We start from the raw sequence: 22,714 nt of genomic DNA on the forward strand, positions 1-22,714 counted from the left end.
CTCGGCCGCCGATGACACGCTGGCGCGGCAAGTTACCGATGCCATCTCCGGCATCATCGCCAGCGGCGCCGCCGACGTCGACGTCGTGGCGCGCGATGGCCGGATCATCCTGCGCGGCCAGGCCGCCAGCCAACAGGTCGAAAATCAACTTTTGGATACAGCCAATGCCGTTTACGGCGTAAAGGAGGTGAAATCGGAAATTAAATTATCTGCCAGCTAATGCCTGTGTTTTGAGTTTGGTCTCTACCTTGGGCCCGCCACTCCCCCGGCGGGCGTTTTTTTTGGTTCTTCACGGATTACCGGGGAAGGTGGCTTTGATCTTTAGGAAGAAATAGTCACTGTCCCGGTAGCCGTAAGCCATGCGCTTCATCACTTTGATTCGGTTGTTGATCCCTTCCAGTTGCCCGGTGTGCATCGGCCATCGAACGCGGCTGAGTACTCCGCGCCAATAGGGGGCTAAGCGTTTGGCAAAGCGCATCAAGGGTTCGATGCCACTTTCCTTTGCCTGCCGCATCCAATCACTCCATGCGCGACGCCAAGCCCAGGCAGAAGACGCTGACCAGATCGCTTTCAGGCTCGACTTCATGACATAAACCGTCATCAATGCCTGGTTCGCGGCCAGTAGCTCCTGCAGACTGACCCGTTGTTCTTGCCCCTTCAAATTCTCTGAGTTGCGCAATAATAGCCATCGTGCCTGTTTGATGATTCTCCGCGCGGGCCGGTCATGGCGCAGTCGGTTAGCCTCATCTACGCGGACGCGGTCGATCACTTCTCGGCCAAACTTGGCTATCACGTGGAACAAGTCGTAGACCACGCGTGCATTGGGACACTGTTTGCGCACTTCCAGGTCGAACGCGGTATTCATGTCCATGGCTACCGCTTCAATCGCCCTACAGCGCTCAGGCCCTAACCAATCAAAGAATGATCGAATCGCCACCCGACTACGTCCTTCGCATACCCAGAGCACGCGCCGCGAGTCAGCATCCATGATCACTGTGGCGTAGCGATGCCCTTTGTGAAGTGCAAATTCGTCCATGACCAACCGTTGAGGCAAGGCCGGTGGCAGCGTACCGATCACCGCTTGCAGCCGACGCTTATCCTGTTGCCTGACGGTTTCCCAGTGCAGGCCAAACAGTTCGGCCACATGCTGAACCGGCATCTTGTGACAGGCCTTGGCCACTGCGTCGGTCAAGCGACGAGTCAGCCGTGCATATTGATCGGCCCAGCGGATCAACTCCCGTCGGCGACCGCACGAAGTGCAATCAACACGCCGCACTTTGGTTCGTAGCCAGACCTGTCGCCCGAGAATCGGCAGATCACGCAACGATCGCCATTGTGTGTCATGCACTCGAGTCGTTGGTTGCAAACAGCCAGAGCACACTGGCTTGGCAGTAGACGGAACCAGCGTCAGATGGAGATGGTGCTCATCGAGCTGGTGGTCGGTCACTTGAAAGCCTTCCCAAAACGGAAGACGGCAAATATCATGGCACATGAGAACGGCGGTGATTGGTAACGGTTTGGTCGCACAAACAGTTTACCGATTCACCGCCGTTCTCACGTCTATATCTGCTTCGGTTCCCCTCTAATCCGTGAAGAACCATAAAAAAGCCCCGACGGCCTGATGCATCAGGACGGCGGGGCTGAACGTTGCGCTCATTGCGACTGCCTTGCTTACTCGCCGAGGTAGGCGTTGCGGACGCGTTCGTCGTCGAGCAATTCGCGCGCGTTGCCGCCCAGCGTGATCTTGCCGCTCTCCATGACGTAGCCGCGCTGACTCACTTCCAGCGCCAGACGCGCGTTTTGCTCCACCAGCAACATGGTGACACCCTCGGCGGCCACCATCCGGATGATTTCGAAAATCTTCTGCACGATGATCGGCGCCAGACCCATCGACGGTTCGTCCAACAGCAACAGCTTCGGACGCGACAGCATCGCGCGCCCCATGGCCACCATCTGTTGCTCGCCGCCGGACAAGGTGCCGGCCAACTGCTTGAAACGTTCCTTCAGCCGTGGAAACAGCTCGTAGATACGCGCCAGTTCGACCTGGATCTGCGCCTTGTCGTCGCGCGCATAGGCGCCCATCAGCAGGTTCTCTTCCACGGTCAGCTTGGCGAAGATGCCGCGGCCTTCCGGCACCATGACCAGACCTCGGCGCACGAAGTCGTGCGAGTGGATGCCGGCGGTGTCCTGGCCGTCGAACGAGATGGCGCCGCTGGCTTTCTTCACCATGCCGACCAGCGTCTTGAGCGTCGTGGTCTTGCCGGCGCCGTTGGCGCCGATCAGCGTGACCAGTTCGCCCTGGTCGATGTGGAAGTCGATGCCCTTGACGGCTTGAATGCCGCCGTAAGCCACTTGCAGGTTTTTAACGTCGAGGAGACTCATTCGTGTGCCACTCCCAAGTAGGCCTCGATGACCTTCGGGTCTTTGCGCACCGCGTCCGGCACGCCCTCAGCGATACGTTTGCCATAGTCGAGCACCGCAATGCGGTCGCACAAGCCCATGACCAGTTTGACGTCGTGTTCGATCAAGAGAATGGTCACGCCGCCGTCGCGCACCTTGGCCATCAGCTGGCGCAGGTCGTCGGTTTCGCGCGGGTTCATGCCGGCGGCCGGCTCGTCGAGCGCCAACAGCTTCGGCTCGGTGGCCAGCGCGCGGGCGATCTCCAGCCGGCGCTGGTGGCCATAGGACAGGTTGCGCGCCAATTCGCCGGCGACATCGGTGATGCCGACGTACTCCAGCAGCTCCCACGCCTTGTCGCGGATCGCGGCTTCTTCAGCACGGGTGCGCGGATCGCGCAAGACGGCGCCCAAGGCACCGGCGCGGCTCTTGATGTGCCGGCCGACCATCACGTTCTCCAGCGCGGTCATCTCCGAGAACAAACGGATGTTCTGGAACGTGCGGGCGATGCCGGCGGCCACGACTTTGTGCGGCTTGGCGCGGAACAGGTCTTGCCCGTCGAAGGTGAAGGTGCCCTCGTCCGGCATGTAAAGCCCGGTCAGCACGTTAAACAGCGTGGTCTTGCCGGCCCCGTTGGGGCCGATCAGGCCGTAGATCGATCCGCGCGGGATCTCCAGGCTGACGGCGGACAAGGCTTGCAGGCCGCCGAAGCGTTTGTTGATGCCTTCGATTTTCAGCAATGCGTCTGCCATGATTTACCCTTTCTGCGCCCGGGCCTTGGCCTTGGCATCGGAAAACTCGAGTGCGCGCCGCTTGGACGGCCACATCCCGGCCGGACGTACCAGCATCATCACCACCAGCGCCAAGCCGAACAGCAGCTGGCGGGCGTTTTCCGGGTCGACGATCATGCGTCCGAAGGTATTCATTTGCAACGGCCCGATGGTATCGCGCAGGATTTCCGGCGCGACGGTCAACACCACGGCGCCCAACACCACGCCGGGGATGTGCCCCATACCGCCCAGCACCACCATGGCCAGAATCATGATCGACTCCATCAAGCCGAACGATTCCGGCGAGATGAAGCCCTGGAACGAGGCGAACAAACCGCCGGCGACGCCGCCGGAGAGCGCCCCCAGGGCGAAGGCCAATAGTTTGATGTTGCGGATGTTGATGCCCATCGAGGCCGCGGCGATGTCATCCTCGCGCAGCGCCACCCAGGCGCGGCCGATGCGGGAATGCTGCAGGCGCGAGGCCAGGATCACCACCAGCACCGACAGGATCAGGAACAGATAGTAGTGCAGGTACACCACCGGCAGGTTCAGGGAACCGATTTGCATCGTCTTGCCGAGCGTTACGTCGCCCAGATGAATCGGGTCGATCAGGTTGACGCCTTGCGGGCCGTTGGTGATGTTGATCGGCTGATTCAGGTTGTTCATGAAGATGCGGATGATCTCGCCGAACCCCAGCGTCACGATCGCCAGATAGTCGCCCTTCAGCCGCAGCACCGGGGTGCCGAGCAACAGGCCGAAGCACGCGGCGCAGATCGCGCCGAGCGGAATGGTGACGTAGAACGGCAGGTGGAGGCCGAACTGCGGCGAGCTCAACAGGGCGTAGGTGTATGCGCCAACGGCGTAGAAGGCGATATACCCCATATCGAGCAGGCCGGCGAAGCCGACGACGATGTTGAGCCCCAGCGCCAGCATGATGTAGAGCAAGGCGAAATCGACAATGCGCACCCAGGAGTTGCCGAGCACACTGCCGATGACGAACGGCGCGACCGCCATCAACACGGCGCAGCCGATAAAGAGGGCCATCTTGCCGCGCGTCGAAGTATTCGTGGTCATGTTGTTCTCCCGATCAGGCGCGGTCGGCCAGTTTTTCGCCCAGCAAGCCGCTGGGTCGGAAAATCAGCACCAGGATCAACACCACGAAGGCGAACACGTCCTGGTAATTGCTGCCGAGGAAGCCACCGGTCAAATCGCCGATGTAGCCGGCGCCCAGGCTCTCGATGATGCCGAGCAGGATGCCGCCGAGCACGGCGCCGCCGAGGTTGCCGATGCCGCCCAGCACCGCGGCGGTGAAGGCCTTCATGCCGATCAGGTAGCCCATGTAATAGTGCGCCTGGTCGTAGTTGGTGGCCACCATCACCCCAGCCACGGCGCCAAGCCCGGAACCGATGACGAAGGTCGCCGAGATGATGCTATTGACGTTGACCCCCATCAGGCTCGCCACCGACGGGTTTTGGCTGGTGGCGCGCATGGCGCGGCCCAGCTTGGTCTTTTCCACCATGACCAGCAGCCCCGTCATGATCAGCAAGCACAGCACGATGATGAAGATCTGTAGTTTGGTGATGCTGGCGCCGAAGAAAGTGACGACATCCTGGTTGAGGATCGGCGGGAACGGAATGTAGTTGCGGCCCCAAATCAGAATGGCGATCTGCTGCAAGCTGATCGACAAACCGATGGCGGTAATCAGCGGCGCGAGCCGTGGCGCGCCCCGAAGCGGCCGGTAGGCGATGCGCTCGATGGTGAAGCCCACCAGCATGCACGCCGGTATGGCGACGAATAAACCGATGGCCAAAATAACCGGCCCAGGCAGGGAAACGCCGGCATTGACCAGCGCGTTGACGATGGTGATGGTCACCATGGCGCCGAGCATCACCACTTCGCCGTGGGCGAAGTTGATGAGACCCATAATCCCGTACACCATGGTGTAGCCGAGGGCGATGAGTGCGTAAATACTGCCCAGCACCAGCCCATTGAGGATCTGTTGCAGAAAAATGTCCACGGGGGAGATCTCCTTGTTCTATTTATCCTAGCGGCAGACGGGCTTGTGCCCCATCCTCCGGCGGCGGCGCATGCTTGGCGGCGCGCGGCAGGCTCATTTTCCCGTTGGCCCGACCCGCGTCGCGGCGGCGTGCTGTCGCCGGAACCGCGTGCTGTCGTTTATTGTGTTCTGTCCGACAGTTGTTCGGATTATGCTTGCGGGTTCAATAAACTGTCAATCTTAACAATTGATGAAACGGCACATTTTTCGCAAGTATTTTTAATTTCTGTAATTTGTTGAATTTATTGAATTTTTTAACAACAAAAACCGTATACGATCTGGAGATTTGTATATCAGAAAGGGGCGATATGAAGCCTTTTTCGCCAGTGAAAAATAGCCGCGTTTTGTTGCCAAATGAACAATTTCTTGCTGGCTTCCCGCAATTTCGTGCTATCAATGTTCACAATTGAAAGCACCCCGCGCTATAAGGCACAGCAAAGATTCGCTTGTATACAAAATACAGCGGTACAAAGTAAAAGACCGCGCCATACGGCACGGTCTTCATCCACAACATTTATGACTGAAGCATGGTCAAGTCGCCACAAAGCGATCCATGCAAAACACATAGGCGCATCACCGCATCATTCCGCGCCCGGCCGTCTGGTCGGCGACAACGGCACACAGCGCACCTTGTCGCCCTCGGCCACGCCAAGCGCGGCCGCCTGCTCGGCCGACAAAGCCACGTCCTGCTCGCCGGGCGCGCGATACGCCACGATGACACGAAAATCAGCGAAGGCGGTATTGCACACCAATAGACGTTCGCCCTCCCCGCTCGCCGCCGGCACCACCCGCACCGGGCTCAAGCGGCTCTCGCGCACGGCGCGGATTTCTCGCGCATACGCCTGCACCGTTGGGCCGCCGTCGAAAATATCGACATAGCCCTCGCAGCGGAAGCCTTCCGCATTCAACATCTTCAGCGCCGGCTTGGTATCGGGATGCGGCTCGCGAATCACCGCTTGCGCCGCCTCGGGCAACAGTTCGATATAGATCGGGTGCTTGGGCATCAGCTCGGCGACGAAAGTCTTTTCGCCCAGCCCGGTCATCGTATCGGCGCGGGAAAAGTCCATCGAGAAGAAGTGCCGGCCCAGGCCCTCCCAGAACGGCGATTGCCCCGCCTCATCCGACACCCCGCGCAACTCGGCCACAACGATGTCGCTGAACAGGTCGGGAAACTGCGCCAAAAACAGCAGCCGGCTTTTGGACAGCAGCGAGCCGACGCGATGAGCGCGGTAATCGGGATGCATGAACAGGCTGCACAGCTCGGTGAAGCCGGTATGGTCATTGGACAGGAATAGCGCATCGTGGCGCTTGTAGACGCCCAACTCCTCCGAGGCATGCACCACCGTACCGATGCGATAGTTGTACCAGGGGGTTTTCAGCCCCACGGCGGCTTCCATCGCGCAGGTGCCGGCAATGCGGTCGTGCTCGGTGTCTTCCAGTACGAAAATGAAGCCTTGCTCGATTTGCGGCAGCTCGCCGGCAAACGATTTGACCGAGCGGTCGATACGTTCGGCCAGCCATTCCTCGTCGGCCGGCAGCGAGGTCATGCCCACGCCGGCAACCTCGGCAAGCGCCATGAAGCGCGCGAGGTCGTTACGTTCGATGGGGCGGATGATCATCATGATGATTGTCTCTCTGTTCAGCCAAGCTGCAGGTCCGTCGCCCTGATCCAGGCACCGGCGGTCACCCCCAAGGCCTCGGCCGCCTCGGTTCCGATTTGCACGCAGCCATCGGCGGCGAGCACGCTGTCGGCCAGCGTCGCCACGTATTTGGCGCAGCGCTCGTTGGCCATGAGCCGCGGCTTGGCGTCGCCCGGCAATGCGGCGACCACCTCGACCCGGTAGAGGCGAGAATGCTGCAGCGTGTAGAGCCGGTCGATATCGGCGGTCAGCACCGCGCCGCCATCGAAGATATCGATGTATTCGTCGGTCTCGAAGCCTTCGCGCATCAGGATCTGGCAGGTGCGCTCGGAGTCGGGGTGCACCTGGCTGATCGCATCCTGCGCCTCGTCGGGCAGGAGCGGCACATAAATCGGGTAGTTGGGCATCAGCTCGGCGATGAACGACTTGCTGTGCGAGATAAACGCCTGTTCGACCTGAGGAAAATCCATGTCGAAAAAGATGCGGCCGATGGCGTTCCAGAACGGCGATTGCCCTTGCTCGTCATGCAGCCCCTGCATTTCGGCAATGATGCGTTTGCCGAAACGCAGCCGCTGCCCGGCAATAAACATCAGCCGCGCGCGCGATAGCAATTCGGCGCCGAGCTGACGGTGGGTCGGGTCGACGTAGAAGCCGCACAGCTGCACCATGCCGGTCAGGTCGTGGCACAGGTTGAGCACGTGAACCCGGTTATGCACCCGCAGCGTGCGCGAAGCATGCACGAAAATCTCGTTGCGATAACTGTAAAACGGCTCGTCGAAACCGGCTGCCGCGGCAACCGCCGCGGTGCCGACGACGACGCCATCGTCACACAGCACAAAATCGTAGTATTCGTAGCCGGCGCCGGCGGTGGCCTCGTGTTCGAACGAGGAATTCGAGCGCTGAATGCGCTCGAACAGCCGGTCGCGATCGGCCGGCAGGCTGGTAACGCCGATCCCGCTGTCGTAGGCCAATCGTTCGATGGCCGGCAGATCGGCGGTGCGGACGGGACGCACGGTAAGCATGAAGTCGCTCCTCAAGCGATGCGGGCCAGCGCGCGGTCGAGGCGCGCCAACCCTTCGTCGATATCCTGGTCTTCGATCACCAGCGCCGGCGCCAAACGCACGACGCCGGGTCCGGCCTGCAGCACCATCAGCCCCTCGGCCTCCGCCGCGAGCAATACGTCGCGCGCCGCGCCCTCCAATTTGCCTTGCAGCTCGCAGCCCAGCAACAATCCCTTGCCGCGGATATCCTTGAATATCCCGTATTTGTCGCCCAAGGCGGTCAAACCCGCCACGAAGCGCGCATGGCGCGTGCCGACGCCCGCCAGCACCTCGGGCCGGCTGACGATTTCCAGCACCCGCAAAGCCACTGCCGATGCCAGCGGGTTGCCGCCATAGGTGGTGCCATGGGTGCCAGGGGTGAAGTGCTCGGCGATGGCGTTGGTGGTCAGCATGGCGCCAATCGGGAAACCGCCTCCCAGCGACTTGGCCGAGGTCAGGATATCCGGCACCACACCGGTCTGCATGTAGGCATAGAGCGAGCCGGTGCGGCCGACGCCGGTCTGCACCTCATCGAAAATCAACAGCGCGCCGTGCTGGTCGCAAAGCGCGCGCGCGCGCGCCAGGTAAGCAGGATCGGCCGCGACCACCCCGCCCTCGCCCTGGATCGGCTCGATGATCACCGCGCAGGTATGATCGTCGACCATGCGCTCCAGCGCGGTAATGTCGTTGTACGGCACGTGCGCGATCGCGGCCGGCAACGGCGCGAAATCCTGGCTGTATTTGGCCTGGCCGCCCACCGAGACGGTGAAGAGCGTGCGGCCGTGAAAACTGTTGGCGCAAGCGACGATGCGGTGCTTGTCCAGGCCGAAACGGTCGCGCGCCACCTTGCGCGCCAGCTTCAGCGCCGCCTCGTTGGCTTCGGCGCCCGAGTTGCAGAAGAAGGCCCGGTCGGCAAACGTCAGCTCGGTCAACAAGCTTGCCAAGCGCAGCACCGGCTCGTTGGTAAACACGTTGGAGACGTGCCAGAGCTTGCCTGCCTGCTCGGCCAGCGCCGCCTGCAGTTCGGGATGACAGTGCCCCAGCGCGTTGACCGCGATACCGCCGGCAAAATCGATGAACTCGCGGCCGTCCTGATCCCACACGCGCGATCCGGCCCCTCGCACCGGAATGAATCCGGCGGGGCTATAGGTCTGGACCATCACCTGATCGAAGGTGGCGCGGGATACGGCTTTGTTCATGAGTTCATCCTTTGGTAGCGAATGTTGTTATCGAGGTGTCGCGCCGAAGCGCTCCTGGCTCCTGGGGTTAAGCGGCCGGCATCGCGGCCATAACGGGCTATTCTAACCCCGAATGGATAAGGGATGCTGATGAAGTCGGATGTCCATCATGAAAAAACGCCACGAGCACTCGCTCGTGGCGTTCGATAAAACGTATCAGGCCAGCTTTTATTCGGCAGTCTTCAAACCGAAGGCATCGGCGGTATCGCGCGCGGTCTTCGATTCCTCTTCCAACAGCGCCTTGATCGACAGGCGGATGCGGCCGCGGTCGTCCATCTCGATTGCCTTGACGCGCACCACTTGGCCTTCCTTCAGGTAGTCGGAAACGTTCTTGATGCGTTCGTGCGCGATTTGCGAGATATGCACCAAGCCGTCCTTGCCCGGCAGGATAGAAACGATGGCGCCGACGTTGTTGTCGAGAATCTTGACCACGGTGCCTTCGTAGGTCTTGCCCACTTCGACTTCGACGGTGATTTCCTCGATGCGGCGGCGGGCGGCATCAGCGCCTTCTTGAGTCACCGAGGCGATGGTGATGGTGCCGTCTTCCTCGATATTGATCTCGGTGCCGGTATCCTTGGTGATGGAGCGGATGGTTTCGCCACCCTTGCCAATCACTTCGCGGATCTTGTCCGGGTTGATCTTCATGGTGAACAGGCGCGGCGCGTAGGTCGACAGCTCTTGCACGCCGCCGACGGCTTCCTTCATCAGACCCAGGATGTGCATGCGGCCTTCCTTGGCCTGATCCAGCGCCACTTGCATGATTTCCTTGGTGATGCCCTGAATCTTGATGTCCATCTGCAGCGCGGTGACGCCAGTGGCGGTGCCGGCCACTTTGAAGTCCATGTCGCCCAGGTGATCTTCGTCACCCAGGATGTCGGTCAGCACGGCGAAACGGTTGCCTTCCAGAATCAGCCCCATGGCGATGCCGGCCACGTGCGCCGACAGCGGCACACCGGCGGACAGCAGCGACAGGCAGCCGCCGCAGACCGAAGCCATCGACGAGGAGCCATTGGATTCGGTGATCTCGGATACCACGCGCATCGAATAGCCGAAGTCGGCTTCCGGCGGCAGCACGGCGACCAGCGCGCGCTTGGCCAGGCGACCGTGGCCGATTTCGCGGCGCTTGGGCGGGCCCATACGGCCGGCTTCGCCGGTGGAGTACGGCGGGAAGTTGTAGTGCAGCATGAAGCGCTCGGTGTATTCGCCGGCCAGCGCGTCGATGATCTGTTCGTCTTGCTTGGTGCCGAGCGTGGTCACCACCAGCGCTTGCGTTTCGCCGCGGGTGAACAGCGCCGAGCCGTGGGTACGCGGCAGTACGCCGGTCTTGATGGCGATCGGACGCACGGTGCGAGTATCGCGACCGTCGATGCGCGGCTCGCCCGCCAGGATCTGACCGCGGACGATTTCGGCTTCCAGGCTCTTGAAGATGCCCTTGATCTCGTTGGCCTTGAGCGTGTCGGTTTCTTCGGTGATCAGCGCGCCCTTGACGGCGGTCCAAGCTTCATCCAGCGCCAGGGTGCGCGCTTGCTTCTGACGCAGACGGAAAGCAGCGGCGATTTGTTCGCCGGCGATGCCGCGGATCTGGGCGATCAGCGCTTCGTCGTGCGCCGCCGGCTGCCAGTCCCACAGGACCGGATTGACTTCGTCGGCGAACTCGTTGATCGCGCGGATGGCGGTCTGCATTTGTTCATGACCGAACACCACAGCGCCCAGCATCACGGCTTCGGGCAGCTCGCGGGCTTCGGACTCGACCATCAGCACGGCGCGTTCGGTACCGGCAACGACCAGATCCATCTGCGAGCCTTGCAGCTCGGTGCGGGTCGGATTGAGCAGGTACTGACCGTCGGCGTAACCGACGCGCACGGCGCCGATCGGGCCGTTAAACGGCAGGCCGGAGATCGCCAGCGCAGCGGAGGCGCCGATCATGGCCGGGATGTCGGAATCGACTTCCGGGTTGAGCGACAGCACGGTCGCGACGATTTGCACGTCGTGGTAGAAACCTTCCGGGAACAGCGGGCGGATCGGGCGGTCGATCAGGCGGCTGGTCAGCACTTCCTTCTCGGACTGCTTGCCTTCGCGCTTGAAGAAGCCGCCCGGGATCTTGCCGGCGGCGTAGGTACGTTCGAGGTAGTCGACGGTCAGCGGGAAGAAGTCCTGACCCGGCTTGACCGACTTGGAACCCACCGCGGACACCATCACCACGGTTTCATCCACCGACACGATAACGGCGCCGGAGGCCTGGCGAGCGACCTCGCCGGTTTCCAGCTTGTAGGTTTGATTGCCCAGCTGAAAGGTTTTTTCGATTTTCTTGAACACGAGAGTTCCTTTAGGTTAACGCCGCGCGGAACGCTTTGGCGCAACGGGAACCCCTAGTGATAACAGCCGCCTCGACTGTCATGACTAGAGGCTCCCCCCGTTGCTTTATACATTGCTCGATCGTACGTTCCGCCGGACGGTGTAACGACGCCGGCGACAGGTAGAAAAAAGTCGCAGACCCGCTGCGACTTTTTCCTTAGCTGCCAATTACTTGCGCAGACCCAGACGGGCAATCAGGGCGCGATAGGCATCCGCGTCAGTGCCCTTGAGGTAATCCAGCAAGCGGCGACGGCGGCTGACCATCTTCAACAGACCACGACGGCTGTGGTGGTCCTTGGTGTTGGCCTTGAAGTGCGGGGTCAGATCGTTGATGCGAGCGGTCAGAAGGGCGACTTGGACAGCGGACGAACCGGTGTCGCCTTCCTTCAGCTGGTAATCTTTAACGATCGCGGCTTTTTGTTCAGCGGTCATTGCCATAGCAATAAAACTCCAGAATCAATGGGGGCATTGTGCCCGACAAGCAAGGCGAGCCACGGCGAACCGCAACCCCATCCATGCTCCGTACACGAACCCGGGCGAACCCGGGCTCCTAGGCGGCGTTTCAAGTCGCCGCCATCAGTCTGACCGGTTGTAATACGGCGCCGTCAAGCGCCTCGGCCAAACCGAGAAATTTCCGGCTTTCCTGTCGGTAAACCCGGAAGCGCAGCATTGTCTCACACTTTTCGTCAATACGCACGGCCTGCCCATGAGAAAAGCGCCGGGACTGCTCGTCGTCGAGCGAAACGGCCGGTAAATGTTGCACCAACACGTCAGGCGCCAACAGCAGCGCGTCGCGGCCGGCGAGATCAAGCGCCTCGATCTGCTCGAGCGTCACGGCGGCATCCAGCGAAAAACCGGCGCTGGCGGTGCGACGCAAGCCGGTCAGATGGGCGCCGGCGCCCAACGCCTCGCCCAGATCCTCGGCCAGCGTGCGCACGTAGGTGCCTTTACTGCAGAGTACGTCGACCACCGCCTCGACACCATCGAACGATTGCAGCGTCAACGCGTAAATCGTGACGCGGCGAGGCGCGCGCTCGATCTCCACGCCCGCGCGCGCGTACTCATACAATGCTTTGCCCTGATGCTTGAGCGCGGAGTACATCGGCGGCACCTGCTCGATCTCCCCCACCATGGCGGCAAGTGCCGCCTCGAGCGCGGCGCGGTCGAAGGCGATCGGTCGCTCGCGCAAGACCTCCCCTTCGATGTCGCCGGTGGTGGTGGTACGGCCGAAGTGCACAGTGGCGCGATAGGCCTTGTCGGCGTCCAACAGATAGGCGGAAAACTTGGTGGCCTCGCCGAAGCAGACCGGCAGCAGCCCGGTCGCCAGTGGATCGAGCACGCCGGTATGGCCGGCCTTGGCGGCCTGAAACAGCCCGCGCGCCTTCTGCAACGCGCCGTTGCTGCTGACATCGTAGGGCTTGTCGAGCAACAGCACGCCATCCACCGGGCGCTTCACGCGGCGAACCTGCGTCATTCGCTCCCGCCTTCGTCGCGGGTCACATCGCGATCCTGCTCGATGACTTCGTCGATCAAATGGCTCATGCGCACGCCACGCTCGACCGATTCGTCATAGACGAATTGCAGTTGCGGCGTGGTGAAGATCGACAGGCGACGGCCGAGTTCGCCGCGCAGATAGCCGGCTGCATGCTGCAGCGCCTCGGCGGTCACCTCGCGCGTCTTCTCATCCATCACCGTATAGTAAATTTTGGCCTGCGAGTAATCGCGGGTCACCTCGACGCCGGTCAGCGTGATCCAACCGGCGCGCGGGTCCTTCAGACCCTTTTGCAGCAGCTCGGCCAATTCGCGCTGGATCTGGTCGGCCACGCGGTCGGCGCGGGCAAAACCTCGTTTGGCTTTGGGCATCTTTATGCTCCTGGTTATCTCAACCGGTTCGGCGAACCCATTGAAAAGCCCGTCCAACGAATGCCAGACGGGCCGGAAATCGGCGAGGGGCCGAGACGCTGCCCCGGCCCTTCGTCCCATGTCGCCGCGTTACAGCGTACGCGCCACCTCGATGATCTCGAACGCTTCGAGCACGTCGCCTTCGCGGATGTCGTTGAAGTTCTTCAGCATCAGGCCGCATTCGTAGCCTTGCTTGACTTCCTTGACGTCATCCTTGAAGCGGCGCAGCGAGTCGAGTTCGCCCGAATGAACGACCACGTTGTCGCGGATCACGCGGAACTGCGCGTGGCGCTTGATCATGCCGTCGGTCACCATGCAGCCGGCAATGTTGCCGACCTTGGACACGTTGATCACCTGACGGATCTCGGCGGTACCCAGCACCTGTTCCTTCTTCTCCGGCGACAGCATGCCGGACAGCGCGGCCTTCACCTCGTCCACCGCATCGTAAATGATGCTGTAGTAGCGGATGTCGACACCCTCGGCTTCGGCCAGCTTGCGCGCCGCGGCGTCGGAGCGGGTGTTGAAGCCGATGACGATAGCCTTGGAAGCGATCGCCAAGTTGATATCCGATTCGGTGATGCCACCCACGCCGGAGTGCAGAATATTGACGCGCACTTCGTCGGTGGACAGCTTTTGCAGGCTTTGCGCCAGCGCTTCGTACGAACCCTGCACGTCGGCCTTGATGATCAGAGACAAGGTGCTGACCTCGCCTTCGGCCATCTGGGCAAACATATTCTCCAGCTTCGCGGCCTGCTGCTTGGCCAAACGCACATCGCGGAACTTGCCCTGACGGAACAGCGCGATTTCGCGCGCCTTCTTTTCGTCGGCCAACACCATGGCGTCTTCGCCGGCGGACGGCACGTCGGACAAACCGAGGATCTCGACCGGAATCGACGGACCCGCCTCATCGATGTGCTTGCCGCCTTCGTCGATCATGGCGCGCACGCGGCCAAACGCCGTGCCGGCCAGCAGAATGTCGCCCTTCTTCAGGGTGCCCGACTGCACCAGGAAGGTCGCAACCGGACCGCGGCCCTTGTCGAGGCGAGCCTCGACGATCACGCCCTTGGCCGGCGCATCCTTCGGCGAGGTCAGTTCCAGCACCTCCGCTTGCAACAGGATGGCTTCCAGCAACTGGTCGATGTTGATGCCCTGCTTGGCGGACACTTCGACGAATTGGGTATCGCCGCCCCAATCTTCCGGCACCACTTCCTGCGCCACCAGTTCCTGGCGGATGCGCTCGGGGTTGGCGCCTTGCTTATCGATCTTGTTCACCGCCACAACGATCGGCACGCCGGCCGCCTTGGCATGGTGAATGGCTTCGATGGTCTGCGGCATCACACCGTCGTCGGCCGCCACCACCAGCACCACGATGTCGGTGGCTTTGGCACCGCGGGCACGCATGGCGGTAAACGCCTCGTGACCCGGGGTATCGAGGAAGGTAATCACGCCTCGCGAAGTTTCCACGTGATAAGCGCCGATATGCTGGGTAATGCCGCCCGCCTCGCCCGCCGCCACCTTGGCGCGGCGAATGTAGTCGAGCAGCGAGGTCTTGCCGTGGTCGACGTGACCCATGACGGTCACCACCGGCGGACGCGGCAGACGCGTAACCTCGACGGCGGTGCCTTCGGTCACTTCCAGGAAGGCTTCCGGATCGTCCGCCTGCGCGGCCTTGCCGATGTGGCCCATTTCCTCGACCACGATCAATGCGGTTTCCTGATCCAGCACCTGGTTGATGGTCACCATCATGCCCATCTTCATCAGCACCTTGATCACCTCGGCGGCCTTCACCGCCATACGGTGCGCCAGATCGGCAACCGAAATGGTTTCCGGCACCAGCACTTCGTGCACGATCGGCTCGGTCGGCGCCTGGAAGGCGTGCTGACCATGATGCTTGTTGCGGCCACCCTTCTTCGACTTCCAGTCGTTGCTGGCGTCGCCGCCACGCACCTTCAGGCCACGGCCCTTGTTCTTGTTGTCTTCCCAGCGGTCTTTCTTGCCGGCGACGCCCTTCTTGTCGCCAGAACGCGGACCGGCGCTCGGGTTGGCAGGCTGAGTGGAGGGCGCGGGCGCGGCGCCGCCCGGGCGGGGACCCGCCCCTGCCGGACGCGGCGCGCCAGTACGCGGACCGTTGCCGGGACGCGGGCCGCCTTGCGACGGTTGCCCCGCCGGACGAGCCGGGCGGGCGCCATCCGGACGGCGCGCTTCAGGCGCCGATCCCGTGCCTTCGGCAGCAGCCGGGCGCGGCGCCGGCGCGGCGCTCGCCTGCTGCGCCTGACGCGCGGCGGCGGCGCGGCGTTCCTCGCGATCGATTTTCTCTTTCATCAACGCGGCCTGGCGTTCGCGGAAGGCGACTTGACGCTTCTCTTCGGCTTCGCGCGCGGCGATTTCTTCCGGCGACAGAATCGATGCCGGCACCGGGCGCGCGGCGCGCACGGGTTCAGCCGGCGCCTCGGCCTTGGGCGCGGGGGTCGGCTTGGCCACAGGCGCAGCAGGCTCAGGCTTGGGCTCAGGCTTCGGTTCCGGCTTCGGCTCGGGTTTCGGTTCCGGCTTAGGTTCCGGTTTCGGCTCAGGCTTAGGCTCGGGTTTCGGTTCCGGCTTCGGCGCTTCCTTTACCGCCGCCGCGACCGGCGCAGCCGGTTCAACGGCCTCTTCCGGGCGAACCACGACACGCTTCTTGCGCGTTTCGACCTTGACCGTGCCTCCCGCGGTGCGAATCTCGCTGGTCTGCTTGCGGGTCACCGTGATGCGGCTTTCGTCGCGCACACCATGGGAGCGCTTGAGATAATCCAGCAACTGCGTTTTGTCTTTCTCCGAGAGGGAGGCGTCCAGCGAACGGTCGCCCACACCGGCGGCGCGCAGTTGTTCCTGCAGGCGTTCGGGGGTCAGACCCAGTTCACTGGCAAATTGCTTTACATTCGTCAATACCATGCGTTTTCCCAAATTCGTCGGTTGCTCACTGAAGCCGGACACTTACTCGAACCAGTGTTCGCGCGCCTTCATGATGATGGCGCGCGCGGCCTCAGCTTCCATGCCAGTCATGTCTACGAGATCATCCACGGCAAGGTCAGCAAGATCGTCGCGGGTGTTCACGCCATTGTCGGCCAGCTTCTGCAGATACTCTGCGCTCAGCCCTTCGAAATCCTGTAGGCCGACCAGGCCGGATTCGGCCTTCTCTTCCGAGGCGATGGCCTGATTCAACAGGGCGTCGCGGGCACGGCTTCTGAGATCGTTGACAAGCGTTTCGTCAAAGCCGTCGATCTCCAGCATTTCGGCAATCGGCACATAGGCCACTTCTTCCAGGGTGGCAAACCCTTCTTGCACCAGAACCATGGCGGTGTCGTCGTCCACGCCGAGATTCTTGACGAAGAGTTCGCGCAACGCTGCGTCCTCCTCCAAGTGTTTCTCTTCGGCCTCGGCCACCGTCATGATGTTCAGATACCAACCCGTCAGCTCGGCGGCCAGGCGTACGTTCTGGCCGCTGCGGCCGATGGCGAGGGCCAGCTGGTCCTCTTCCACCACCACATCCATCGCGTGGTTGTCTTCATCGATCAGAATGCGGTTAACCTCGGCGGGCGACAGCGCGTTGATCACGAACTGCGCCGGCTCCGGCGCCCACAGCACGATGTCGATGCGTTCGCCGGCCAGTTCCTGCGTCACCGATTGCACGCGCGAGCCGCGCATGCCGATGCAGGTGCCTTGCGGATCGATGCGCGGATCGTTGGCCTTGACGGCGATCTTGGCGCGCATGCCCGGGTCGCGGGCGGCTTCCTTGATCTCCAGCAGGCCCTCGTCGATTTCCGGCACTTCCAGCTCGAACAGCTTGATCAGAAACTCGCGTGCGGTACGCGACAGCACCAGCTGCGGGCCACGGCCAAGGCGGTCGATGCGCAGCAAATAGGCCTTGACGCGATCGCCGACGCGCAGGTTTTCCTTCGGAATCATCTGCTCGCGCGGCAGCACGGCTTCCAGCTTGCCGCATTCGATAATGGCATTACCGCGCTCGATGCGTTTGACGGTACCGCTCACCAGGTGTTCGCGCCGCTGCAGGAAGTCATTCAACAGCTGCTCGCGCTCAGCGTCGCGGATTTTCTGCAAAATGACCTGCTTGGCGGTTTGAGCGCCGATGCGGCCGAATTCGACGGCTTCCATCGGCTCTTCGATCACCGAGCCGACCTCCAGGTCCGCACCGCGTTCGTGCGCCTCGGAGAACGGGATCTCGCGGCTTTCGAACTCGAGCAGATCGTCCTCCACCACCGTCCAGCGGCGGAAAGACTGGTGTTGACCGGTATGACGATCGATTTCGACGCGCACGTCGATTTCGTCATCCGAAAACTTCTTCTTGGTCGCCGAAGCCAAGGCCGACTCCAGCGCGGAAAACACCACGTCCTTGCTAACGTTCTTCTCGCTCGCCAGCGCATCCACCAGCAACAAAATCTCGCGACTCATGCAATCCTCCGAATTCTTGTCTTTTCCGTGGCCCCGAGGCCGTCCAGTTCCTATCAGAACTCAGGCTCCAGCCTGGCCTTGTCGATATTGGCGAACGGGATGTCCACGACGCGGCCTTCGACTTCCAGTTTCACGCAACCATCCTCGAAACCGGCCAGTCGGCCCGTAAACTTCTTTTGCTGCTCGATGGGCATACGCGTCTTGATCTTGGCAAGCATCCCGGCGAAGCGCACGTAATCCGCCTCTTTCTTGAGCGGACGATCCAGCCCCGGGGATGAAACCTCAAGCCGGTCATAGTCGACCTCCTCGACCATGAACAGCCGGGTCAGGTGATTGCTGACCGTGACGCAATCCTCGACGGTGATGCCTCCGGGTTTGTCGATAAATACCCGCAGACCACCGCCCGGCGTCAGTTCGAAGTCCACTAATTCGTAGCCTAACCCCGGCAACGTGTTTTCAAGCAGCAAACGCACATCCATTGCTTTTCCCACACAAATAAAAAATGGGCGAAACGCCCATCCCTAAACGCTGGGATTGTAACGTATTCCGGCAAAAAAGAAAACTCGCGCGCCGGCGGACAAGCCGCCCTCCAGGGACGCCGATTTTGACGCCTGAAAATCACTTATGTAAATTAACAGCGCAAATGTCATAATCACATTCATAAAACATAATACGCAAACAACGCCGAGACGACGCCAGCCCGCTAGTTCGCCAGTGTGTGCCCGTGCGCGCTCGAAGCACGAGGAGAGGCTTACGATGGACAAAATCTGGTTGAAAAATTACCAGTCGGGGGTCGCGCACGAGATCGACACCAACACCTTTAAATCGATCGTCGACGTTTTTGAGCGCGCAGTGCAGAAATTCCGCGATCGTCCCGCCATCGCCAACATGGACAAGATTCTCAGTTATGGCGATCTCGACCGGTTGAGCGCGGACTTCGCGTCCTACCTGCAACACCAGCTCACACTTCCTAAAGGTTCGCGCATCGCCATCATGATGCCGAACTTGCTGCAATACCCGATCGCCGTTTTCGGCGCGCTGCGCGCCGGCCTCACGGTCGTCAACGTCAACCCGCTCTACACGCCGCGCGAACTGGAACATCAGCTCAACGATGCCGGCGTCGACACCATCGTCATTCTGGAAAACTTCGCCAATGTGCTGGAAGAAGTGCTGCCGCGCACCCAGGTCAAGCACGTGATCGTGACCGCCGTGGGCGACTTGCTCGGCTTCCCGCGCGCGCAGCTCGTCAATTTCGTGGTGCGCAAGGTCAAGAAAATGGTGCCGCCCTGGCGCATTCCGGGCGCGGTCGGCTTTAACGACGCGCTGGCGCAAGGTCGCCGACGACCGCTTGAGCCGGTCGACATCGGTCACGACGACATCGCCTTCCTGCAGTACACCGGCGGCACCACCGGCGTGGCCAAGGGCGCGATGCTGCTGCACAGCAACATCATCGCCAACATGCTGCAAGCCGGCGAGTGGGTCAAACCGGTGGTGCGCGAGGGCCAGGAGGTCATCATCACCGCCCTGCCGCTCTATCACATCTTCTCGCTGACGGCCAACTTGATGGTGTTCACCGAAGTGGGCGCGCTCAACGTGATGATCACCAACCCGCGCGACATTCCGGGCTTCATCAAGGAAATCAAGAAATACAAGATCACCGCCATGACCGGCGTCAACACGCTGTTTAACGCGCTGCTGCACCACCCCGACTTCGCCAGCGTGGATTTTTCCACCTGGCGCCTGGCGCTAGGCGGCGGCATGGCGGTACAGAAAGCCGTGGCGGACAAATGGAAGCAAGTGACCGGCGTCACGCTGGCGGAAGCCTACGGTCTGACGGAGACGTCGCCGGCGGCATGCATCAACCCGCTCGACATCCCCGAATATAACGGCACCATCGGTCTGCCGGTGCCGTCGACCGAGATCTCGATCCGCGACACCGACGGCAACGAGGTGCCGCTGGGGCAATCGGGCGAACTGTGCATCCGCGGACCGCAGGTGATGAAGGGCTATTGGAACCGGCCGGACGAAACGGCCAAGGTCATCGGTCCCGACGGCTTCCTGGCCACCGGCGACATGGCGGTGATGACGCAGGAAGGCTTCATCAAGCTCGTCGATCGCAAAAAGGACATGATCCTGGTATCCGGCTTCAACGTTTACCCGAACGAGATCGAGGACGTGGTCGCCGCCATGCCGGGCGTGCTGGAGGTAGCCTGCATCGGCGTGCCGGACGAACATTCCGGCGAAGCGGTCAAGATTTTCGTGGTGCGCAAAGACCCGCAATTGAACGAAGACAGCGTCAAGGAATACTGCCGCCACAATCTGACCGGCTACAAGGTGCCGCGCCATATCGAGTTCCGCACCGAGTTGCCGAAGACCAACGTCGGCAAAATCCTGCGCCGCGCCTTGCGCGATCAGGAAACCGCCAAGGTCGCCGCCTGATCATTGGGCGTCGCGCCCGCGCGCCTTGATGGGCCCGCCCGGACGGGGATTTATGCAATCCCGCCCGGACGGGCCCAAAATCATGTTTCGCCGCGGCGCTAATGCTAATATTCCTACTTTGGATCCACCACTACCCCCACGCTCATGACCATCGTTTACGGCATCCCCAATTGCAGCAGCGTCAAGAAAGCGCGCGCTTGGCTCGACGCGCAAGGCATCGCCTACCAGTTTCACGACTTCAAGAAGCAAGGTATTGACGGGGCGCGCCTCACGCGTTGGATCGACGCCTGCGGCATGGAGCGGGTACTGAATCGCAAAGGCACCACCTGGCGCGCGCTGTCCGATAGCCAACGCGCCGGCGCCGATACGCCGTCCGGCGCCATCGCGCTGATGCAGGCCCATCCCTCGCTGATTAAACGCCCGGTGATCGAACAGGCAGAACACACCGTGCTCGGTTACGATGAAGCGCGCTACGGCGAGGTATTCGGCCAATGAACGACACCCGCTCCCTCGCAGAGGCGCTGATGCGCCGTCCTTCCGGCACGCCGGACGACGCAGGCTGCCAAGCGCTGATGATCGCCCGGCTGGAGGCGGTCGGCTTCAGCGTCGAGCGCATGCGCCATGGCGACGTCGACAATTTTTGGGCGCGCCGCGGCGCCGCCGGTCCGGTGCTCTGTTTCGCCGGCCACACCGACGTGGTGCCGACCGGCCCGCTCGAAGGCTGGGACAGTCCGCCGTTCGAGCCGACGGAGCGCGCCGGCTACCTGTATGGCCGCGGCGCGGCCGATATGAAGACGTCGCTGGCGGCCTTCGTCTGCGCCATCGAAGCATTCGTCGCCCGGCACCCCGACCACCCAGGCAGTATCGCCCTTCTCATCACGTCGGATGAGGAAGGCGACGCGGTGGATGGCACGGTACGCGTGGTCGAGCAGTTGGCCGCGCGCGGCGAAACCATCGATTACTGCATCGTCGGCGAGCCGACCTCGGTCGACCGCCTGGGCGACACCATCAAGAACGGCCGTCGCGGCTCGCTGTCGGGCACGCTAACCATCAAGGGGCAACAGGGACATATTGCCTACCCGCACTTGGCAAAAAATCCTATCCATCTCCTAGCGCCGGCGCTGGCCGAACTCGCCGAGCACGTGTGGGATCGCGGCAACGCCCACTTCCCGCCGACGTCGTGGCAGGCTTCCAACCTCAACGCGGGCACCGGCGCGGGCAACGTCATTCCCGGCACGGCCGAGCTGCGTTTTAATTTCCGCTTCTCGACCGAGCACACTGCCGACTCGCTCAAGGACACGGTACACGCCATCCTCGACCGGCACGGGCTGGACTACGACTTAGTCTGGACGCTGTCCGGCAACCCGTTTCTGACCGAGCCCGGCAAATTGACCGCGGCGGTCGGCCAAGCCATTCGAGACGTGTGCGGCATCGAAACCGAGCTATCGACCACGGGCGGCACCTCGGACGGGCGTTTCATCAAACGCATCGCGCGCGAGCTGATCGAATTCGGACCCGTCAACGCCACAATCCATAAGTTAAATGAGCGAATCGCGCTACAAGATATCCATCCTTTGACGCAAGTCTACTTTAATACGCTGGAAAACCTGCTGATTTAAGGTATCATCTTGCGCGGCCGTCATTTTTAATCGAAAACGGCCGATTTATTCGACAGAAAGACGGCATGGAACTCGAAGTCAGCAAAATCTTCATGGCACTGTTGGTGCTGATCAACCCGCTTTCGGCGGTGCCGATCTTCATCGGCCTGACCCCGCACAGCAGTCAGGCTGAGCGCAAGAAGATCGCCAAGCTGGCCTCGATCACCATCGCCGCCGTCGTTTGCCTATTCTCGCTGGTCGGTCAAGGCCTGTTGAGCTTCCTCGGTATCAGCATCGGCTCGTTCCAAGTGGCGGGCGGGCTGTTGGTGCTGATGATCGCGCTGGCCATGATGAACGCCCAGCCGACGCCTACCAAAACCACCGACGAAGAGCGCAGCGAAGCCGAGTCCAAGGCCAACATCGCCGTCGTGCCGTTGGCGATTCCATTGATGTCCGGCCCGGGCGCCATCTCGACGGTCATCATTTACGCCACCACCGCGCACACTTGGCTCGACGTGCTCAAGATCATCATCAGCGGCGTCATGGTGGCCATCGTCTGCTACGGCGCGCTCAACATGGCCACGCCGATCAGCCGCGTGCTGGGCAAAACCGGCATCAACATCGTCAACCGTGTCATGGGCATGCTGCTCGCCGCGTTGTCGGTGGAGATCATGGTCGACGGCCTCTACCGGCTATTCCCCCACCTCGGCGGTCACTAACGGAACACCTTTCACGGTTGGGTAGCGTGCGTTCGCGAAGCAACGCACGGCCCCAATGCCCGCGCAAGCCGTGCATTGCCTGCGGCGAATGCACGCTACAAAACCTGGGCGGAT

At 61.8% G+C, this 22,714-nt stretch carries 20 protein-coding genes; 5 read left to right on the forward strand and 15 right to left on the reverse strand.

What is annotated here, in order from left to right:
• Window positions 1-220 (forward strand): BON domain-containing protein (locus JOZ06_RS20465; protein ID WP_293235888.1); only part of this gene is annotated, 220 nt, incomplete at its 5' end.
• A 69-nt stretch (window positions 221-289) separates the two neighbouring features.
• Here JOZ06_RS20465 and JOZ06_RS20470 read toward each other — a convergent pair.
• From JOZ06_RS20470 to rimP, 15 genes are all read right to left on the reverse strand, one after another.
• Window positions 290-1,492, reverse strand: a complete 1,203-nt coding sequence (locus JOZ06_RS20470; RefSeq protein ID WP_293235890.1) for an ISL3 family transposase — start codon at window positions 1,490-1,492, stop codon at window positions 290-292.
• Between the two features lie 179 nt (window positions 1,493-1,671).
• Window positions 1,672-2,382: an ABC transporter ATP-binding protein gene (locus tag JOZ06_RS20475; RefSeq protein ID WP_293235892.1), complete on the reverse strand. Its 711-nt coding sequence runs from the start codon at window positions 2,380-2,382 to the stop codon at window positions 1,672-1,674.
• Entirely contained in the window at window positions 2,379-3,149 is a 771-nt protein-coding gene (locus JOZ06_RS20480) for an ABC transporter ATP-binding protein (protein ID WP_293235894.1), read from the reverse strand. Before JOZ06_RS20480 ends, JOZ06_RS20475 begins: the two co-directional genes overlap by 4 nt.
• A 3-nt stretch (window positions 3,150-3,152) precedes the next feature.
• Window positions 3,153-4,241, reverse strand: a complete 1,089-nt coding sequence (locus JOZ06_RS20485) for an ABC transporter ATP-binding protein (RefSeq protein ID WP_293235896.1) — start codon at window positions 4,239-4,241, stop codon at window positions 3,153-3,155.
• A gap of 13 nt (window positions 4,242-4,254) precedes the next feature.
• The gene (locus tag JOZ06_RS20490) at window positions 4,255-5,184 is read right to left on the reverse strand and encodes a branched-chain amino acid ABC transporter permease (protein WP_293235898.1); all 930 of its coding nucleotides are present in this window, start codon (window positions 5,182-5,184) and stop codon (window positions 4,255-4,257) included.
• Between the two features lie 620 nt (window positions 5,185-5,804).
• Window positions 5,805-6,845, reverse strand: coding sequence for an arginine N-succinyltransferase (astA, locus tag JOZ06_RS20495; protein WP_293235900.1), 1,041 nt, complete (start codon window positions 6,843-6,845; stop codon window positions 5,805-5,807).
• 17 nt (window positions 6,846-6,862) lie between these two features.
• Window positions 6,863-7,885, reverse strand: a complete 1,023-nt coding sequence (gene aruF, locus JOZ06_RS20500) for an arginine/ornithine succinyltransferase subunit alpha (RefSeq protein WP_293235902.1) — start codon at window positions 7,883-7,885, stop codon at window positions 6,863-6,865.
• Between the two features lie 11 nt (window positions 7,886-7,896).
• Complete coding sequence (locus JOZ06_RS20505; RefSeq protein WP_293235904.1) at window positions 7,897-9,102, reverse strand: aspartate aminotransferase family protein; 1,206 nt, start codon at window positions 9,100-9,102, stop codon at window positions 7,897-7,899.
• A 207-nt stretch (window positions 9,103-9,309) separates the two neighbouring features.
• Window positions 9,310-11,457, reverse strand: a complete 2,148-nt coding sequence (gene pnp, locus JOZ06_RS20510) for a polyribonucleotide nucleotidyltransferase (protein ID WP_293235906.1) — start codon at window positions 11,455-11,457, stop codon at window positions 9,310-9,312.
• A 207-nt stretch (window positions 11,458-11,664) separates the two neighbouring features.
• Window positions 11,665-11,934 (reverse strand): 30S ribosomal protein S15, encoded by a 270-nt coding sequence (gene rpsO, locus JOZ06_RS20515; RefSeq protein WP_293235908.1) that lies wholly within the window; start codon window positions 11,932-11,934, stop codon window positions 11,665-11,667.
• Between the two features lie 124 nt (window positions 11,935-12,058).
• A complete protein-coding gene (gene truB / locus JOZ06_RS20520) occupies window positions 12,059-12,970 on the reverse strand; it encodes a tRNA pseudouridine(55) synthase TruB (protein WP_293235910.1) in 912 nt (303 codons plus the stop codon).
• Complete coding sequence (rbfA, locus tag JOZ06_RS20525; RefSeq protein ID WP_293235912.1) at window positions 12,967-13,359, reverse strand: 30S ribosome-binding factor RbfA; 393 nt, start codon at window positions 13,357-13,359, stop codon at window positions 12,967-12,969. The genes truB and rbfA overlap by 4 nt, the downstream gene beginning before the upstream one ends.
• A 129-nt stretch (window positions 13,360-13,488) precedes the next feature.
• Window positions 13,489-16,326, reverse strand: coding sequence for a translation initiation factor IF-2 (gene infB / locus JOZ06_RS20530; RefSeq protein WP_293235914.1), 2,838 nt, complete (start codon window positions 16,324-16,326; stop codon window positions 13,489-13,491).
• 42 nt (window positions 16,327-16,368) lie between these two features.
• On the reverse strand, window positions 16,369-17,844 hold the full coding sequence (nusA, locus tag JOZ06_RS20535) for a transcription termination factor NusA (protein WP_293235916.1): 1,476 nt from the start codon (window positions 17,842-17,844) through the stop codon (window positions 16,369-16,371).
• Between the two features lie 53 nt (window positions 17,845-17,897).
• Window positions 17,898-18,323: a ribosome maturation factor RimP gene (gene rimP / locus JOZ06_RS20540; protein ID WP_293235918.1), complete on the reverse strand. Its 426-nt coding sequence runs from the start codon at window positions 18,321-18,323 to the stop codon at window positions 17,898-17,900.
• Window positions 18,324-18,600: 277 nt separating this feature from the next.
• On the opposite strand from rimP, the gene JOZ06_RS20545 reads away from it, so the two are divergent.
• From JOZ06_RS20545 to JOZ06_RS20560, 4 genes are all read left to right on the forward strand, one after another.
• Window positions 18,601-20,283, forward strand: coding sequence for a long-chain-fatty-acid--CoA ligase (locus JOZ06_RS20545; protein WP_293235920.1), 1,683 nt, complete (start codon window positions 18,601-18,603; stop codon window positions 20,281-20,283).
• Between the two features lie 144 nt (window positions 20,284-20,427).
• Window positions 20,428-20,778: an ArsC family reductase gene (locus JOZ06_RS20550; protein ID WP_293235922.1), complete on the forward strand. Its 351-nt coding sequence runs from the start codon at window positions 20,428-20,430 to the stop codon at window positions 20,776-20,778.
• Window positions 20,775-21,902, forward strand: a complete 1,128-nt coding sequence (gene dapE, locus JOZ06_RS20555) for a succinyl-diaminopimelate desuccinylase (RefSeq protein ID WP_293235924.1) — start codon at window positions 20,775-20,777, stop codon at window positions 21,900-21,902. The genes JOZ06_RS20550 and dapE overlap by 4 nt, the downstream gene beginning before the upstream one ends.
• Window positions 21,903-21,967: 65 nt before the next feature.
• The gene (locus JOZ06_RS20560; protein WP_293235926.1) at window positions 21,968-22,600 is read left to right on the forward strand and encodes a MarC family protein; all 633 of its coding nucleotides are present in this window, start codon (window positions 21,968-21,970) and stop codon (window positions 22,598-22,600) included.
• The last annotated feature ends 114 nt before the right edge of the window (window positions 22,601-22,714 follow it).

The organism is Paludibacterium sp., from assembly GCF_019232825.1.
Classification (GTDB): Bacteria; Pseudomonadota; Gammaproteobacteria; order Burkholderiales; family Chromobacteriaceae; genus Paludibacterium.

Bases quoted from the DNA above. Each gene is read 5' to 3' on its own strand.
- JOZ06_RS20470 (WP_293235890.1), bottom strand. From the start codon at position 1,492: ATGTGCCATGATATTTGCCGTCTTCCGTTTTGGGAAGGCTTTCAAGTG.
- JOZ06_RS20475 (WP_293235892.1), bottom strand. From the start codon at position 2,382: ATGAGTCTCCTCGACGTTAAAAACCTGCAAGTGGCTTACGGCGGCATT.
- JOZ06_RS20480 (WP_293235894.1), bottom strand. From the start codon at position 3,149: ATGGCAGACGCATTGCTGAAAATCGAAGGCATCAACAAACGCTTCGGC.
- JOZ06_RS20485 (WP_293235896.1), bottom strand. From the start codon at position 4,241: ATGACCACGAATACTTCGACGCGCGGCAAGATGGCCCTCTTTATCGGC.
- astA (WP_293235900.1), bottom strand. From the start codon at position 6,845: ATGATGATCATCCGCCCCATCGAACGTAACGACCTCGCGCGCTTCATG.
- aruF (WP_293235902.1), bottom strand. From the start codon at position 7,885: ATGCTTACCGTGCGTCCCGTCCGCACCGCCGATCTGCCGGCCATCGAA.
- JOZ06_RS20505 (WP_293235904.1), bottom strand. From the start codon at position 9,102: ATGAACAAAGCCGTATCCCGCGCCACCTTCGATCAGGTGATGGTCCAG.
- rpsO (WP_293235908.1), bottom strand. From the start codon at position 11,934: ATGGCAATGACCGCTGAACAAAAAGCCGCGATCGTTAAAGATTACCAG.
- truB (WP_293235910.1), bottom strand. From the start codon at position 12,970: ATGACGCAGGTTCGCCGCGTGAAGCGCCCGGTGGATGGCGTGCTGTTG.
- rbfA (WP_293235912.1), bottom strand. From the start codon at position 13,359: ATGCCCAAAGCCAAACGAGGTTTTGCCCGCGCCGACCGCGTGGCCGAC.
- infB (WP_293235914.1), bottom strand. From the start codon at position 16,326: ATGGTATTGACGAATGTAAAGCAATTTGCCAGTGAACTGGGTCTGACC.
- nusA (WP_293235916.1), bottom strand. From the start codon at position 17,844: ATGAGTCGCGAGATTTTGTTGCTGGTGGATGCGCTGGCGAGCGAGAAG.
- rimP (WP_293235918.1), bottom strand. From the start codon at position 18,323: ATGGATGTGCGTTTGCTGCTTGAAAACACGTTGCCGGGGTTAGGCTAC.
- JOZ06_RS20545 (WP_293235920.1), top strand. From the start codon at position 18,601: ATGGACAAAATCTGGTTGAAAAATTACCAGTCGGGGGTCGCGCACGAG.
- JOZ06_RS20550 (WP_293235922.1), top strand. From the start codon at position 20,428: ATGACCATCGTTTACGGCATCCCCAATTGCAGCAGCGTCAAGAAAGCG.
- dapE (WP_293235924.1), top strand. From the start codon at position 20,775: ATGAACGACACCCGCTCCCTCGCAGAGGCGCTGATGCGCCGTCCTTCC.
- JOZ06_RS20560 (WP_293235926.1), top strand. From the start codon at position 21,968: ATGGAACTCGAAGTCAGCAAAATCTTCATGGCACTGTTGGTGCTGATC.